Annotated in this window: 15 protein-coding genes; 11 read left to right on the top strand and 4 right to left on the bottom strand. The window is 40.7% G+C overall.

What is annotated here, in order from left to right:
• The 7 genes from BLS59_RS03055 to BLS59_RS03025 are packed head-to-tail and all read left to right on the top strand — an operon-like array spanning position 1 to position 6,436.
• Positions 1-657, top strand: coding sequence for an acyltransferase (locus tag BLS59_RS03055; RefSeq protein ID WP_091144078.1), 657 nt, complete (start codon positions 1-3; stop codon positions 655-657).
• Positions 650-1,924 carry a hypothetical protein gene (locus tag BLS59_RS03050; RefSeq protein ID WP_091144074.1) on the top strand — a complete coding sequence of 425 codons (1,275 nt, stop codon included), beginning with the start codon at positions 650-652 and terminating at the stop codon, positions 1,922-1,924. The genes BLS59_RS03055 and BLS59_RS03050 overlap by 8 nt, the downstream gene beginning before the upstream one ends.
• Before the next feature lie 7 nt (positions 1,925-1,931).
• Positions 1,932-2,696, top strand: coding sequence for a glycosyltransferase family 2 protein (locus BLS59_RS03045; RefSeq protein WP_091144071.1), 765 nt, complete (start codon positions 1,932-1,934; stop codon positions 2,694-2,696).
• Positions 2,697-2,702: 6 nt separating this feature from the next.
• Entirely contained in the window at positions 2,703-4,004 is a 1,302-nt protein-coding gene (locus BLS59_RS03040; RefSeq protein WP_091144068.1) for a glycosyltransferase, read from the top strand.
• A 1-nt stretch (position 4,005) separates the two neighbouring features.
• A complete protein-coding gene (locus BLS59_RS03035; protein WP_091144064.1) occupies positions 4,006-5,145 on the top strand; it encodes a glycosyltransferase family 4 protein in 1,140 nt (379 codons plus the stop codon).
• Positions 5,129-5,878, top strand: a complete 750-nt coding sequence (locus BLS59_RS31145; RefSeq protein WP_143014036.1) for an acyltransferase — start codon at positions 5,129-5,131, stop codon at positions 5,876-5,878. The genes BLS59_RS03035 and BLS59_RS31145 overlap by 17 nt, the downstream gene beginning before the upstream one ends.
• Before the next feature lie 12 nt (positions 5,879-5,890).
• Complete coding sequence (locus BLS59_RS03025) at positions 5,891-6,436, top strand: acyltransferase (RefSeq protein WP_205411163.1); 546 nt, start codon at positions 5,891-5,893, stop codon at positions 6,434-6,436.
• A gap of 3 nt (positions 6,437-6,439) precedes the next feature.
• On the opposite strand, the gene BLS59_RS03020 is transcribed toward BLS59_RS03025, so the two are convergent.
• On the bottom strand, positions 6,440-7,105 hold the full coding sequence (locus tag BLS59_RS03020) for an acyltransferase (RefSeq protein WP_091144060.1): 666 nt from the start codon (positions 7,103-7,105) through the stop codon (positions 6,440-6,442).
• Between the two features lie 244 nt (positions 7,106-7,349).
• Here BLS59_RS03020 and BLS59_RS03015 point away from each other — a divergent pair, with 244 nt between their 5' ends.
• Positions 7,350-8,510 (top strand): DUF1972 domain-containing protein, encoded by a 1,161-nt coding sequence (locus BLS59_RS03015; RefSeq protein WP_091144056.1) that lies wholly within the window; start codon positions 7,350-7,352, stop codon positions 8,508-8,510.
• Between the two features lie 4 nt (positions 8,511-8,514).
• On the top strand, positions 8,515-9,309 hold the full coding sequence (locus BLS59_RS03010; RefSeq protein ID WP_091144052.1) for a polysaccharide biosynthesis/export family protein: 795 nt from the start codon (positions 8,515-8,517) through the stop codon (positions 9,307-9,309).
• Between the two features lie 131 nt (positions 9,310-9,440).
• Here BLS59_RS03010 and BLS59_RS03005 read toward each other — a convergent pair whose 3' ends face one another.
• Entirely contained in the window at positions 9,441-11,339 is a 1,899-nt protein-coding gene (locus BLS59_RS03005; protein ID WP_091144047.1) for an AAA domain-containing protein, read from the bottom strand.
• A 45-nt stretch (positions 11,340-11,384) separates the two neighbouring features.
• On the bottom strand, positions 11,385-12,314 hold the full coding sequence (locus tag BLS59_RS03000; RefSeq protein WP_091144043.1) for an AraC family transcriptional regulator: 930 nt from the start codon (positions 12,312-12,314) through the stop codon (positions 11,385-11,387).
• Between the two features lie 157 nt (positions 12,315-12,471).
• Here BLS59_RS03000 and BLS59_RS02995 point away from each other — a divergent pair, with 157 nt between their 5' ends.
• Positions 12,472-13,974 (top strand): aldehyde dehydrogenase family protein, encoded by a 1,503-nt coding sequence (locus BLS59_RS02995; protein ID WP_091144039.1) that lies wholly within the window; start codon positions 12,472-12,474, stop codon positions 13,972-13,974.
• 64 nt (positions 13,975-14,038) lie between these two features.
• On the top strand, positions 14,039-14,413 hold the full coding sequence (locus BLS59_RS02990; protein ID WP_091144036.1) for a DUF779 domain-containing protein: 375 nt from the start codon (positions 14,039-14,041) through the stop codon (positions 14,411-14,413).
• On the opposite strand, the gene BLS59_RS02985 is transcribed toward BLS59_RS02990, so the two are convergent.
• On the bottom strand, positions 14,410-14,820 hold the full coding sequence (locus BLS59_RS02985; protein WP_091144033.1) for a DUF6691 family protein: 411 nt from the start codon (positions 14,818-14,820) through the stop codon (positions 14,410-14,412). The genes BLS59_RS02990 and BLS59_RS02985 overlap by 4 nt on opposite strands.
• Positions 14,821-14,823: the final 3 nt, after the last annotated feature.

The raw sequence follows: 14,823 nt of genomic DNA, 5'->3' as shown, positions 1-14,823 counted from the left end.
ATGTACATCATCAGAAAATTTTACCGGGGATTACGGTTCATGTATTACAAAATGGCCCGCATATACTCCTATATCATCACCAGTTTTAAATTTTACCTCAACGGGGTAAAGTTCCATCGTGATTTTATAGGCTTTGGTGTCCCCATTTTAGATATCAACATGAGCGGGAGTTTTACTATAGGTGAAAAATTCAGGTTTAACAGCGGCAAATACCATGCAATGGGTGGCAGGCAGCAGCAATGCTATTTTGTTGCCGCGGCCGGTGCCCGGCTTTCTATTGGTAATAATGTAGGTATCACTTCGGTGGCCTTAATTTGCCATGACAAAATAAGCATTGGTAATAATGTAAAAATCGGTATCAACACGGTTATTTACGATACGGATTTTCATTCCCTTGATGCCACAATGCGCAACAGCTATCCCGAAAGGCTCGACGGTGTGAAGTCAAGACCGGTAATTATAAAGGACGGAGCCTTTATAGGAGGGCATAGTACTATTTTAAAAGGGGTAACCATTGGCAAAAATTCAATAGTAGGAGCAGGTTCGGTAGTGTTTCAGGATATTCCCGATGAGCAGATTTGGGCCGGAAACCCAGCCCGCTATATAAAAGATACTTATCATATTAAAACACCGCAACATCAACTGGTAAATGAATAAGCAGCAACTAACCTCATTTTTATTACTGATGCTTATCCTGGCATCATTTTTTCACGTACAGCCTGTAGTGCTGGGTATAGCCATTGTAATTATTGCTATGCCTTTAAATCAGCAGCTGGCGGCTATAAAAATGGCCAGATTGTTCGCCCTGCTACAATTGCCGGTGATATTTGGGTTGGTAGTAGGGTATGAGAATAATACTTACCTTATTTTTAAAGATTTCTATTATTTCTCCATCCCGTTATTATTTATAACCGCTGGTATTGTAATGGCCTGCCGCCTTACGGTAGACCAGTTTCTTAAAACCATTGTTTTAGCCGGTGTAATCACATCTTTTGTTGTAACCGGTATATCGATATCCTACATGGGCTTAGGCGCCCTTACCGACCCGTATTCGGCCCATTATGCTATTGGTATAGTAGGTACGCCTGTACCGCCTTTGGCACTTGCCTGCCTGTTGATTTGCCGTAAGTTCAATATCAAATTATACACGCGCATTTGGTTTAATGCCTTAACAGCTATTAATGTTTTGGGCGTGTACATGTTTGCATCGCGTACCTATCTCATTATTACCTTATGCTTTTTAATGTTACTGGTGGCCGATAAAATAAAACGCCTTTGGATACCACCCGTAGTGCTTTCCCTGGTTATCATTTTCACACTGTTACCGCTCGATGCTTTAAAGGTAAATTCCAATTCGGGTACGTTTGTGAATAAGATCCTGGGGTCGTTCTCCGAGGTGAGTATCGGCCAGTACAATACCGAGCAGGATATCAACATTAAATATCGCGGCTACGAATCGTTTATGGCGCTCAAAGGTTACACAGAGGGCGGCATGAAGGATTGGGTTTTTGGCGGCCTGGGCAAGTTGATAGATCTGAAAACTTTTGTGCGGCTTGGTGAGGATACCGATTTTCAGTACATCCCGGTACTGCACAATGGCTGGCTTTACATCCTTGTAAAAACAGGTGCGGTGGGGGTGTTGCTTTACGCCTCGGTTTTTTTTAGCCTCATCGTCATAAACTGGCGACGCTATGCTGACGCCAGCGGACGGCCAGTGATACGGCTTTTTGCGGCGCTTACGCTTGGTTGTATCATTAGTTTATTGCTCACCAACTACATTGTAACGGCATTTTTTAATGTTGAAATGAGTGTGCTGATGATTACCCTGGGATATAGTTACCTCAACTTTCATGCGCTTGTTTTTAGACTGAAATCAAGACAGGAAACCCAGGAAATAAAATATGAACAAGCAATAGCCTATTAAATTAACTATGGAACAGCATCAATATAATTCACCTAAAGTTACCATTATAACGGTTGCCTACAATGCGCAGGCCACCATTGAGGCTACCATATTAAGTGTGCTCGCCCAAAGTTATAAAAGCTTAGAATACATTATTATAGATGGTGGGTCTGTCGATAGAACCTTGCAAATTATTAAAAAATATGAGGATAGAATATCGAAATATATCAGCGAACCGGATAAGGGGATAGCCGATGGCTTCAACAAAGGCATAGCCCTTGCAACCGGCGATTGGATAGGAATGATAAATGCCGATGACCAATATACCCCAAATGCTGTTGAGGTAATGATGAACAACATCTCCAAACATGACGATGTATGCTGCGGAAACATCATGCTTATAGGCGATAATGGCTTTAAACGCGATAAAAAGAGTAAGGTAAGCTGGCTAAACTTTGGCATGTACATAATGCATCCTACATGCTTCGTAAAAAGGGAAGTTTACAAACAGGTAGGCTATTACGATACCGGATTATCTATAGCTATGGATTTTGATATGTTCATGCGGATAAGATGCAATGGTTTTAAAATAAAGCATATAGATGAGTTGATAGTACACATGAGCGCGGGAGGGGTAAGTGGTGATACCACAAGAATGCACCATGAGGAATTAAAGGTAATGCGCAGGCATTTAAAGGGGATAAGTTACCTCGGTTCGTTCCTGTTTAATCATATAAGCCGTCTTCGGTGGCGTTATTTTTATAAAGACCCATTGAGAACATTAGCCAATTAAACAAACATGAAAAAGCGCATACTTATATCTGCATACGCAATTTCACCGGTAAGAGGGTCGGAGTATGGCGCAGCCTGGAATACGGTTATGCACCTGTCAACCCAGCATGAGCTTTGGGTGCTTTATGGCATGTCTGACGATCATATGGGCGATACCCAAACCATGTTGGAGTATATAAAAAACAACAGGATAAAGAATGTTCACTTTGTTGAGGTAAGAGCAAATAAGCTGGCTATGGCTATTAATATGCTGAATAAGATTGGCTTAGGCTGGTTTTTTTACTTTGCCTATTATCTGTGGCAAAAGGCTGCATTAGCAGCGGCTTTTGAAATTTGCAAAACCGTTGATATAGATGTGGTGCATCAGTTAGGCCCAATTGGTTTCCGGGAGCCTGGCTTTTTATGGCAATTAAATAAGCCAATGGTATGGGGCCCGATAGGCGGGATGAACATTATCGATAAGCGGTTTCTTGCTGTAAAGCCCTTATTTACAAGGCTGAAATTCGGCGTTAAAAATATCATTAATCATTTGCAGCTTAACTATTCGGCCCGGATAAAGACAGCTTTTGAACAGGTTGATGTATTAATGGCCGCCACTACCGCCGGCCAGCAAACCATATGGGAAAAATTTGGCATCGAAAGCTGTTATTTATCAGAGCAGGGCATCATTGGTAATATTATTTTTGATGAAAGTAAATTCGATACCATATGTAAACAAGTGCAAATGGTATGGTCAGGTAGTTTAATTGAACGGAAAAATTTAGCCTTATGCCTTGAAGCACTGTCTGGGATAACGCAAAAAAACTGGGTGCTGCATGTTATGGGGAGTGGGCCGTTATCAAAAAAGTTACAGCAAAAAGCAAAAGACCTGAACCTTGTAAATAACATAAAATGGCATGGACACTTATCCAGAACGGAAGCTTTGAGCACAATGTCATTTGCCCATCTGCATATTATTACCAGCATGGCCGAGGATAATCCGGCAGTTATTTTTGAAGCATTAACATTCAGCATACCCACTTTAACCATTGATCATTGTGGCATGGGTGATGTAATATGCCCAAAATGTGGTATTAAAATAAAATCAGCCGACTATAATTCGATGGTTACTGATATGCGCAAAGAGTTGATTGTAGTGTTAAATAACCCTTCGATGCTGATGAATCTGGCGCAAACTACTACGCTTTGCGCCGAGGAGCATAGCTGGGAAAAAAGGCTGTATAAGCTTAATAATATGTACAACAAAGCCATTCAGGTACATGGTCAGCGTTTTAATTCATCATTGATCTATCCAACTTTAACTGTGTAATATGTTAACCGCCACTGATCATAAAATAAAATTAGGAATTGATGCCAAGTGGTTTTTTAAAGGCCCGCCAAGTGGCAACATGGTGGTGAAAAACCTGGTTAATGAAATGGTGAATAATACTCAGGAAAGGTTTGAAATTTACCTGCTAATAACTTCTGATTTTAAACAGCAAGCCATTGAGCATTTTCCTGCAACAGTGAAACTTGTTTTTTTGCCCGTGGTACCCAATCTGTTATCTAATTTATTGTTGATCCCATATTTTGCACGTTTGCACAAATTGGAAATTGTTCTTTTTCAAAACTTTAACAGCTTGTGGCCAAACGGTTTTCGTAAGGTAGTTTATATACATGACGTTTTGTTTTTGGATTTTCCGCAGTATTATTCAAGTACGGAACTGCTGTATTTCAAACAGATGAAAAACCTTGCTAAAAAGGCCGATATGATCATCACTATATCAAATACCGAGAAAGAACGATTAGTTAAAAATGATATAGCCAACGGTAAAAATATCTCGGTGGTTTATCATGGCATCAATAGCAATTTTAAAGTGCTGGCTGCTTATTCGAAAGCAAAGATCCAATCAATTGTATTTAAGTATCAGCTCCCCCAAAGGTATTTGCTATACGTAGGGCGTGTTAACATTCGAAAAAATATTTCTCGCCTGGTAAGTGCCATAAATCTGCTTGATGATAAAAACATTAAGCTGCTGATCGTAGGCGGGCAAGGTAACGATTTAACAGCCTTGCAAAACCAGATCATGTTAGAGGGCCTATCCAAGCGTGTTGTTTTTACTGGTCATGTACCCGAGGAGGATTTATATGTGATCTACGCCAACGCTACCGTTTTCTGCTTTCCGTCACATGCAGAAGGTTTTGGTTTACCTCCTCTGGAGGCCATGCAATGCGGGGTGCCCGTCATCGTATCAAACCGAACCTCGATGCCGGAGATCTGTGGCGACGCGGCAATTTACATCGATCCTGACAATACGGAGGATGTAGCCCAAAAAATCAATCTTTTACTGAATGACAACGAATTATATCAAAGAAAAGTAACTGCCGGTATTGATCATTCTAAACAATTTTCATGGCCTGGGTCTGCAAACGGAATATTAAAATTAATTAGCGATGCGTACATTAATTGAAAAGATAATATGCCGACTTAAAAATAAGCCGGATTACAAGTTTGAGAATAACTACAGTTTCAGGGAGTTATATGTAATTATATTAAGCCGGGGCATTCAGGTAATTCGAGGAGGCTATAAGAAGTTGTTTTTTAGGGCTTCAAATGGGTTAGTATTTATTGGTACCAGGGTTGTAATAGATCATATTTATCAGTTTGCTGCCGGTAGCAATCTTATTATTGAAGATAATGTATACATCAATGCTTTATCGTTAGATGGAATATTGATCAAGAACAACGTATCTATTGCACGTAATTGTACGCTGATATGCACTGGGGTAATCTCTCAAAAAGGAAAGGGGATAACTATAGGTAATAATAGTGGTATTAATGCCGGTACGTATATGGGTGGTCAGGGCGGTATAGAAATTGGAGATAATGTGATTATTGGGCCGGGTGTCAAAATATTTTCAGAAAACCACAACTTTTCCAATTTATCGGTAAATATTAAGGATCAGGGTGTAACCAGAAACCGTGTTTACATCGGTAATAATTGCTGGGTAGGTGCCGGGGTCACCATACTTGCAGGTGTAACTATTGGCGAAGGTTGCGTAATTGCGGCAGGCAGTATAGTTACAAAAACGATTGCACCACATTCAGTTGTTGCCGGTGTGCCCGGTAGAATTTTGAAAAAACGTAGTGAAACAATTGAACCAGAAGTACCGGATTTTAAAACTAAGTTAAGAGTTGTTTAACTGCTCCGTATCATGATCAAAAACAGTGTAGCTAAATTTAAAGGATCGTGTTTGTTTATGGTTTGCGGTGTGATAAGCTGGTTGCCGTTTCACACGCTAAGGATCTTTTTATTGCGGGCACTTAAAGCAAAAATTAGCTGGCGTGTGGGTATTTACAGAGGTTTTGAAGTGAGAAGCCCCTGGAAATTGAAAGTAGGCCGGGGTACAATAATAGGCCATAATGCTCTGCTTGATGCCAGGATGGGATTGATAATCGGTAATAATGTAAATATCAGCAACGAGGTAATGATATGGACATTGCATCACGACTATAACAGCTCAACATTTGCTCAAGCAGGGCAGGCCGTTGTTATTGAAGATTACGCATGGTTGTGTTCACGCTCGGTGATTTTGCCCGGGGTAACTATAGGCAAAGGGGCGGTAGTAGCTGCCGGGGCGGTGGTTACTAAAAATGTATTGCCATACACTGTAGTAGGTGGGGTTCCGGCTAAACAGATCGCTATCCGGAACAGGGATTTAACTTATGATCTGAGTGATGCTGTTTTGCCTATCATTTAATACCTAATACCACCAGGTGATATTTTCTTTCAGCACCCTCATTGGGTTGCCCCCGAAAATACAACTATCGCCAACCAGTTTTTTGGTGACCAATGAATTTGCCGCAATAATACTGCCCGATGGTATTACCGAACCTTTTAAAATTGTACAACGGCAGCCCACCCAAACCTTATCGCCAATAATAATTTCTTTTGGGTGATTAAACACCACGCCATTCTCATCGGCAATGTGATGAAAATCGGTATCCATTACTAATGACTCCCAGGATATGCCAGATTCGTTTCCTATTTCTATTCTCTTCTCTACAACTATAGCGCATTCGGTACTCATATGAAAATCATCGCCAATAATTAATTGCGCATTCTTGCTTACATTTATTTTACAGCCATGCATTATAAATGCCCTGCCTTTAAATTCCACATCTCCATTTACTTCCCAAACGCCTCTTGAACGTTTAAAATCGGTAACGGCCACTTTTCCATAGCCAATTTGTACCATTCCGGTTCGGATAGGTCCGTTTAATATTACCCTGCCATTGGTTTTGTATAAATAAATATTACCCGATATAAGCACAGGCAATTTTATCGCTGTTTTTAGCGGAAAATACTTCAGGTTAAAAATAATGGTTTTCAAGTTTAACCTGCCCAGCAGCTTTAATGCTTTGCTCATCTTGTAATATTATATAAGGGTTAAAGATATAAGTATAATACTTTTTTTTTGCTTTAATATTAAAGGTTTCGTTTATTCTGTTCATTCTGTTTTTTTGTATGCTGTGTGTTCAAATGAGTCCAAAATTGAACATAAAGATAGGTTGGTGCCTATATTTAGATATGTTTTAATCCATAAGTAAACGGCTTGTAAATTGGCTTAAAAAATATTAATAATTCATTTAAAAGTATTAAACGTAAATAATATGCGCATAGCCATCATAGGAACCAGAGGTATTCCAAACAACTACGGAGGATTTGAACAATGTGCCGAATATTTAGCGGCAGGTTTAGTTAAAAAGGGATATGATGTTATAGTTTATAACTCGCATAATCATCCCCACCAGGAAAAAACCTGGAAATCTGTAGAGATTCGCCATTGCTACGATCCTGAATTCAAGATGGGTACTGTAGGGCAGTTTCTTTACGATCTTAATTGTATCAAGGATGTACGGAAGAGAAAGGTTGATGTAATACTGCAATTAGGTTATACCAGCAGCTCGGTATGGGGATGGTTTTTGCCGGGCGAAGCGGTTGTAACTACTAATATGGACGGTATGGAATGGAAAAGGGCTAAATACTCAAAACCCGTTCAGGCTTTTTTACGCTATGCCGAGAAGCTTGCCGTACGATACAGTGATCATTTGATCTCCGATTCATTAGAAATACAGCGCTATCTAAAAGAAAAATATCATGAAGACTCTACATTTATCCCATATGGCGCCGAAGTTTTTGAAAACCCAGATCCGGCAGTATTAAATGATTACAATTTAAAAAGTTACAACTATGATATGTTAATAGCCCGCATGGAGCCTGAAAATAGTATCGAAATTATTTTGGATGGTGTTGTAAAGGCGGGTATGGAGCGCGACTTTTTAGTAGTTGGTAATACCGATAATACCTATGGTAATTACATAAGATCTAAATTTCAGAATTACGAAAATATAAAATTCATCGGCGCTGTTTACGACCTGGAAAAACTCAATAATTTGCGTTATCATTCCAATATTTACTTCCACGGGCATACGGTTGGGGGCACCAATCCTTCGTTGCTTGAGGCAATGGCATCTAATAGCTTGGTATGCTCAAATGACAATAAATTTAATCGTGCAGTATTGGGCACCGATGCTTTCTATTTTTCAACCCCAGCTGATGTGGCGCTCAATTTAACAGTAACGTTGAAGACTTCACCCAGTTACCAACAAATGATAGCCAATAATTTGCAGAAGATCAAAAGCATATATACCTGCGATAATATTATAAATTCTTATGCAAGTCATTTTGAATCAATTGTTTACAAGCGTTCAAAAGCAAAAGCAGAAAAATTATTAAACCCGGAGATCTCATTCCTTTTAGATAACTTTTAAACGCATGCTCAAAAGAAGTTTATTGAATTATATCAATACAGTTTGTATAATAATTGGATTGGTTGCGCTGTTTAGTTCTTGTTCATACAAGCAAAATCAGGTACTTTTTGAACGTAACCCAAACAATGCCGAAATTCCGGCGCAGAATAATTTTGATGATAACGGTCTGTATAAAATTAAGCCCGAGGATATTTTGCAGGTAAGAAATTTACAGAGCCTTAAGTTTATTCTTGATGATGTAGGCTCATCTCCCGGCACTACCCAGTCTGGCGGTAGTGCTACTGGACAAACCTATCCTGTTGAGCGTGATGGAACTGTAGCCTTACCGGTTATAGGGCGCGTAAAAGTTGGCGGTTTAACAAGGTATGACGCCGCAAAGACCATAGAGGACTTATATGGTAAAAAACTGATAAAAGACCCCATAATTGAAGTACGGATCATTAATTTAAAAGTAACTGTTTTTGGCGAAGTTAGGGCCCCCGGCAATTATCCGTTAGTAAAAGACAGAACCACACTTGTTGAGATACTTGGCGAAGCCGGTGGGCTTACCGATAAAGCAAATGAAAAACGAATTAAAATAGTTAGGGGAGGGCCGCTTAACCCTCAGATTATGGAACTAAACCTAAGGGAACTGGAATCGTTATCCAATCCCGCGGCAATTATGCAAAATCAGGATATTGTTTATGTAGAGCAAAACAAGCGAGCCATACGTAACGAAAAATTCCAGAATTTATCTGTTGTAGCGCAGCCTGCATTACTTTTACTAAATACCGCCCTGCTGTTGATTTCTTTAAAGTAAGTTAACAAGATAACGGGGATAAAATATTGTAATACCTATTGAATAACAAAATTAGAGTTAGGGTTAAAACCGGGTCGGTGTGCAAGGCATGCCGATACCGGTTTTTATGTTTAAGCCGTATGCGTGTCGCCTTAATCATCAGCAAATTCCCAGGCACTTTGATAAGCGTTCAGGCTCTCGGCATAGGTTACAAAATCGGCATAAAACGGCAACCGGGTTAGGGTTGAGCTATCGCCGATAACAACCAACTTTTTGCGTGCACGGGTCATGGCTACGTTCATTCGGCGAATATCAGCCAGGAAACCAATTTCTCCTTCGCTATTGCTGCGCACAAGGCTAATATAAACTGCATCGCGTTCTTGTCCCTGGAAGCTATCAACAGTGTTTACCGAAATTTTATTAGCGTGCGCCTGCAACTCGGGGTGGTCATTCAATTGCTCATTCAATATCCTGATCTGTTCTTTGTAGGGCGATATGATGGCGATGGTCGGGAATTTTTCGGATCGATCTAACGAAGTAACCAATCTTGTTAAATGTTTCAATAGTAGCGAGGCCTCTTCATGATTAGCTACGCTTGTTCCGGCTTGTTGTTCTTCAAATCCGCAACCGGCGGTGTCAACAAAGGTAACGGGCATATCATTTTCAAAAAGCAACCGGTGTGCCACTGAGTTATGCGCCTTCAATTTACCATCATAAAAAGTTGTAGAAGAAAAATCCATGATAGCCTCATTCATGCGGTATTGTTCATTTAACAAAACAACAGCTTCCGGATAAAGTGCAACACATTTTTCAAGCAGGGTAATGTTTAATCCCTTCCTGGCTGCTTCTGCAGATTTTATGGTAGGCGGCAGCTGGCAATGATCGCCGGCCAGTATAACTTTTTGAGCTTTAAGGATGGGCACCCAACAGGCGGGTTCAAGTGCCTGGCCGGCTTCGTCAATTACAACGGTATCAAATTGTAGCTGCCTTATGGTATAATGATTGGCGCCAATTAAGGTTGCCGTTATAACTTGCGCTTTGTTTACCAGGTCGTCAATTATATACTGTTCGGTTACGCCCACATCTTTCATAATCCGATGAGCCTCATTAAACAGTGCCTTACGCTGGTCACGCTCGGCTTTGCCAAAACTGCGCTTGTATTTATGCGCCATATCCTTGTAGGCACTGGCTTGTTTTTTCAGCTCCCTGATCAGTTTATTGTCCTTATGCAAAGCCATTTTACTATCAAGCGTAAGTGACATCAGCTTTTCAGAAATGCGGGCAGGATTGCCAATCCTTAAAACATTTAAGCCCTCATCGGCCAGTTTTTCACTCAGCAGGTCAACAGCAGTGTTACTTGGCGCAACTACCAATATCTGCTTACCGGTTTGTTTTATTAATTCCATGATAGCTTGTACAAGTGTGGTTGTTTTGCCCGTGCCCGGTGGGCCATGAACTATCGCCAGATCTTGTGCTGCTACAATTTTTTCGACCGCGGTTATTTGAGATGGGTTTAATTTTGAGGCCTGTATTGGTAAGGGCAACTCCGAAAAAACTGGGGCTGTTTTTCCTGTAAGCACATTAACTAAATGTCCTTCTTTTGGTTTCTCCGCCAATGCCTGCGCTTGTTTAAGCGCCTTCAGCATTTCGTCGTAGCTGTTGTTGTCAAAAAGTAGGTCGATACCCAATTTGCCATCACGGCTCCAATCGGGCAGTTCATCGGTATATAAAGTTATTTTAAGCCGGTTGCCGCTTTGATGGGTAATAATTCCTTCTATGCGGTTATTCTTAGGATCATGGTTGCTGAAAAGTGCAGCTGGTACGCCAAATCTGAACTGGTGCGAAAGATCCTGGTGGGTGGTACGCTCAACCTCGATGTTAATATAATCGCCTCTGCCAGGTTCGTTACCCCTTATGGCTATCGGGTACCAGGCCAATCCTTGAGCGCGACGGTCGGCGGCTGATGTATTTTCGGTTAGTTTTATGTAGGAAGTCCGGTCGTCATCTTTCTCAATAGTCAGCAGCTCGAGCAGCTTTTTGAAATAATCCATTAAGCAAAGGTAAAAACATCGGGCGTCAATTTAGGCGCGGTAAGCTTATTCCCTGAATTTGCGTGTTTTCGATTTATATAAAGTAGGGGTAATGCCTTCAATTTTATGAAATACCCTGCTAAAATAATGCTGATTATTAAAACCTGCTTTAAAACAAGCATCGGCAATGCTGCAATACGGATTTTGTAAAAGCTGCTTGGCTATTTGAATGCGTTCCTTTATAATATAATCAATAGGCGAAATGCCCAATTCATGCTTAAAAGCCCTAAAAAAACTGGCCTTGCTCATATAGGCCATCTGACTTAACGAGTCGATATTCAATTTATCAGTTAAATGCGATTTAATGTACTGCAGGATGTACGCAAAGCGATTGTTTGTAGTCATTTGCTGCATATTTTCCTTTACCTCGTGCAGGTTTTGCATTTGCATAACACGGATCAGTAGCTCCTTCAACGTTAAATTTGCCAACACATCTTTAGTTAAAACATCGCCGGTACCTATGCTGATAAGTTTGTTTATAAGTTGCGCCATTTCATGATTATTAAAAAAATGAAACTGCTGATAATTCAGGTTCCATTGATCGTTGTTGGCACGTGGATAGTTTTCGTTCAAAAAATCAAGCGTGCTTTTAATCTCTTGGTGATTAATGGCAAGTGCCGTACATTGCGAAGGATTTTGTTCGGATGCTTCCGGGAAATCTATTTTCATGGTTACGTTTGGCGGCACTATCACCGTTTCACCGGGGAGGTAATCAAAGCTTGGTTTATCAAATAAGTGCATCACCTTTTTGCCGCGTAACATACTGGTAATTACCAGGTCATTGAAGGTTAGCGGTACAAGTTCGCTTCGTTGATATGTTTCGTAAATATTTAATTCACAATGATTTAAGGTATAAGCCCTGCGGCTTTCTACCAATGCGCTGAGTTTCCTTTTGCTGGTCAGGCCAAAAGGAGATACCAGGTTTCTCTCATCCATAAAAGGCTTATTTTAAAACAAGTTAGGCATAGTTTGCGATAAATTATAATTGCGATTAATAATGAAACTATTGTGCACATAATTGATAGCATTGTGCACCTTCCCAATTAATCAGTCGCATAACTTAGTACTACCAATTAAACTTAAAAAATCAATTATGAGTATTGCGCAAAGACCTTCTTTTAAAGAAAAGTACGATAATTTTATTGGCGGAAAGTTTGTACCCCCAATTAAGGGCGAATATTTTGATAATATATCCCCAATTGATGGTAAGGTTTTTACCAAAGCAGCCCGGTCAACCAAAGAGGATATTGACGCCGCCGTTAATGCCGCGACTGAAGCTTTTAAAACCTGGAGCAAAACTGCTGCAACTTACCGTAGTAACCTGTTGTTAAAAATAGCCCAGGTTATTGAAGATAATCTTGCTTATTTGGCAACTGTAGAAACTATTGATAACGGCAAAGCCATCCGCGAAACCATGGCTGCCGATTTGCCTTTGTGCGTAGATCATTTCCGGTATTTCGCGGGTGCTATCCGTGCGGAGGAAAGCAGTATATCCGAGCATGATGAGTTTACCGTAAGCATTAACCTGCAAGAACCGTTAGGCGTAGTTGGCCAAATAATTCCCTGGAACTTCCCATTGTTAATGGCTACCTGGAAAATTGCCCCGGCATTGGCTGCGGGCTGCTGTGCTGTTGTAAAGCCGGCGGAGCAAACGCCAACCAGTATTATGGTATTAATGGAGCTCATTGGCGATATTTTGCCTCCCGGTGTATTAAATATTGTCACCGGTTTCGGTCCCGAGGCTGGTAAGCCTCTGGCTACTTCGTCAAAAATAAGTAAGGTTGCCTTTACCGGCGAAACCACCACCGGACGGTTAATTATGCAATATGCATCAGAAAACCTTATCCCGGTTACGATGGAACTTGGCGGAAAGTCGCCAAATATATTTTTTGAATCTGTAGGCGATGCCGACGATGAATTTTTTGATAAGGCTATTGAAGGCGCTGTATTATTTGCTTTAAACCAGGGCGAAGTTTGTACTTGCCCGTCGCGAATGTTGGTGCACGAAAATATTTACGACAAATTCATGGAGCGTGTTATAGCGCGTACCAATGCTATTAAAATGGGCGATCCGCTTAATTCTGAAACCATGATGGGCGCGCAAGCTTCAAATGACCAATATGAAAAGATCCTGAGCTACCTGGATATTGGCAAAAAGGAAGGTGCTGAAGTGCTTGCCGGCGGCGATGCTCAAAAGCTCGATGGCGATTTAGGCAGTGGTTACTACATTAAGCCAACTATATTTAAAGGCCACAATAAGATGCGTATTTTCCAGGAAGAGATTTTTGGTCCCGTGGTATCGGTAACCACTTTTAAAACAGTTGAGGAGGCAATTGAAATAGCCAATGATACTTTATACGGTTTAGGTGCCGGGGTATGGACACGCGATGCACATGAAATTTACCAGGTGCCACGCGCTATTCAGGCTGGTCGTGTTTGGGTTAATTGTTACCATGCTTACCCTGCACACGCGCCGTTCGGAGGCTACAAAAAATCGGGCTTTGGAAGGGAAAATCATAAAATGATGCTGAACTACTATCGCCAAACAAAAAACATGCTGATCTCTTATAATAAAAACAAACTGGGCTTCTTTTAGTCTTGTTATTAAGGTGCCTGCAAAATGTTTGGGGTTTTGCAGCGCCTTTTTTAATTTAACTGCCATGACCGAAAGAATAGCTATTACACCCGCTGCCGAAAAAGTAATTGTCGAGTTGAAAGAACGGTTTGGCGAATTAATGTTTCACCAAAGTGGTGGATGCTGCGATGGCTCATCGCCCATGTGTTTTGAAAAAGGTGAATTTAAAATAGGTAGCAGCGACGTAAAGATAGGAGAGGTATCCGGCTGTGATTTTTTTATGAGTATAGATCAGTTTGAATACTGGAAACACACCCACCTTACATTAGATGTTACGCCCGGTCGGGGTTCCAGCTTTTCGATAGAGATACCTATGGGAATCCGTTTTATTATCAGATCAAGACTGTTCACTGATGAGGAATTAAACGATCTTACCCCGGTTGAATATTTTGAATCTTAATGAGGTAATCTATCACGGATCAAGCCATAAAACCAGGTACCTGCAATAGCGCTTAACAAAGTGACGCCAACAACCAGGAAACCGCTTCCAATTTGTGCAAATAACGGACCGGGGCATGCTCCCGTTATTGCCCATCCTAATCCAAATATTAACCCGCCATAAACATTGCCCCAGTTAAATTTCTTTTCGGGGATGACGATCGGTTCATTATTAATAGTTTTAAGCTGAAAGTGCTTGATAAGTAATATGGAGATCATTGCGACAACTATCGCGCTGCCGATTATTCCATACATATGGAAAGCCTGCAACCGAAACATCTCCTGAATACGAAACCAGGATATTACCTCTGATTTTATCAATATAATGCCGAATAGCGTGCCTGTAACAAGGAATTTTATGTTTTTCATAGA

Origin of the sequence: Mucilaginibacter pineti, from assembly GCF_900101875.1 — a bacterium.
In the GTDB taxonomy this organism is placed as follows: domain Bacteria; phylum Bacteroidota; class Bacteroidia; order Sphingobacteriales; family Sphingobacteriaceae; genus Mucilaginibacter; species Mucilaginibacter pineti.
This window is presented reverse-complemented; position numbering and strand designations above follow the sequence as displayed.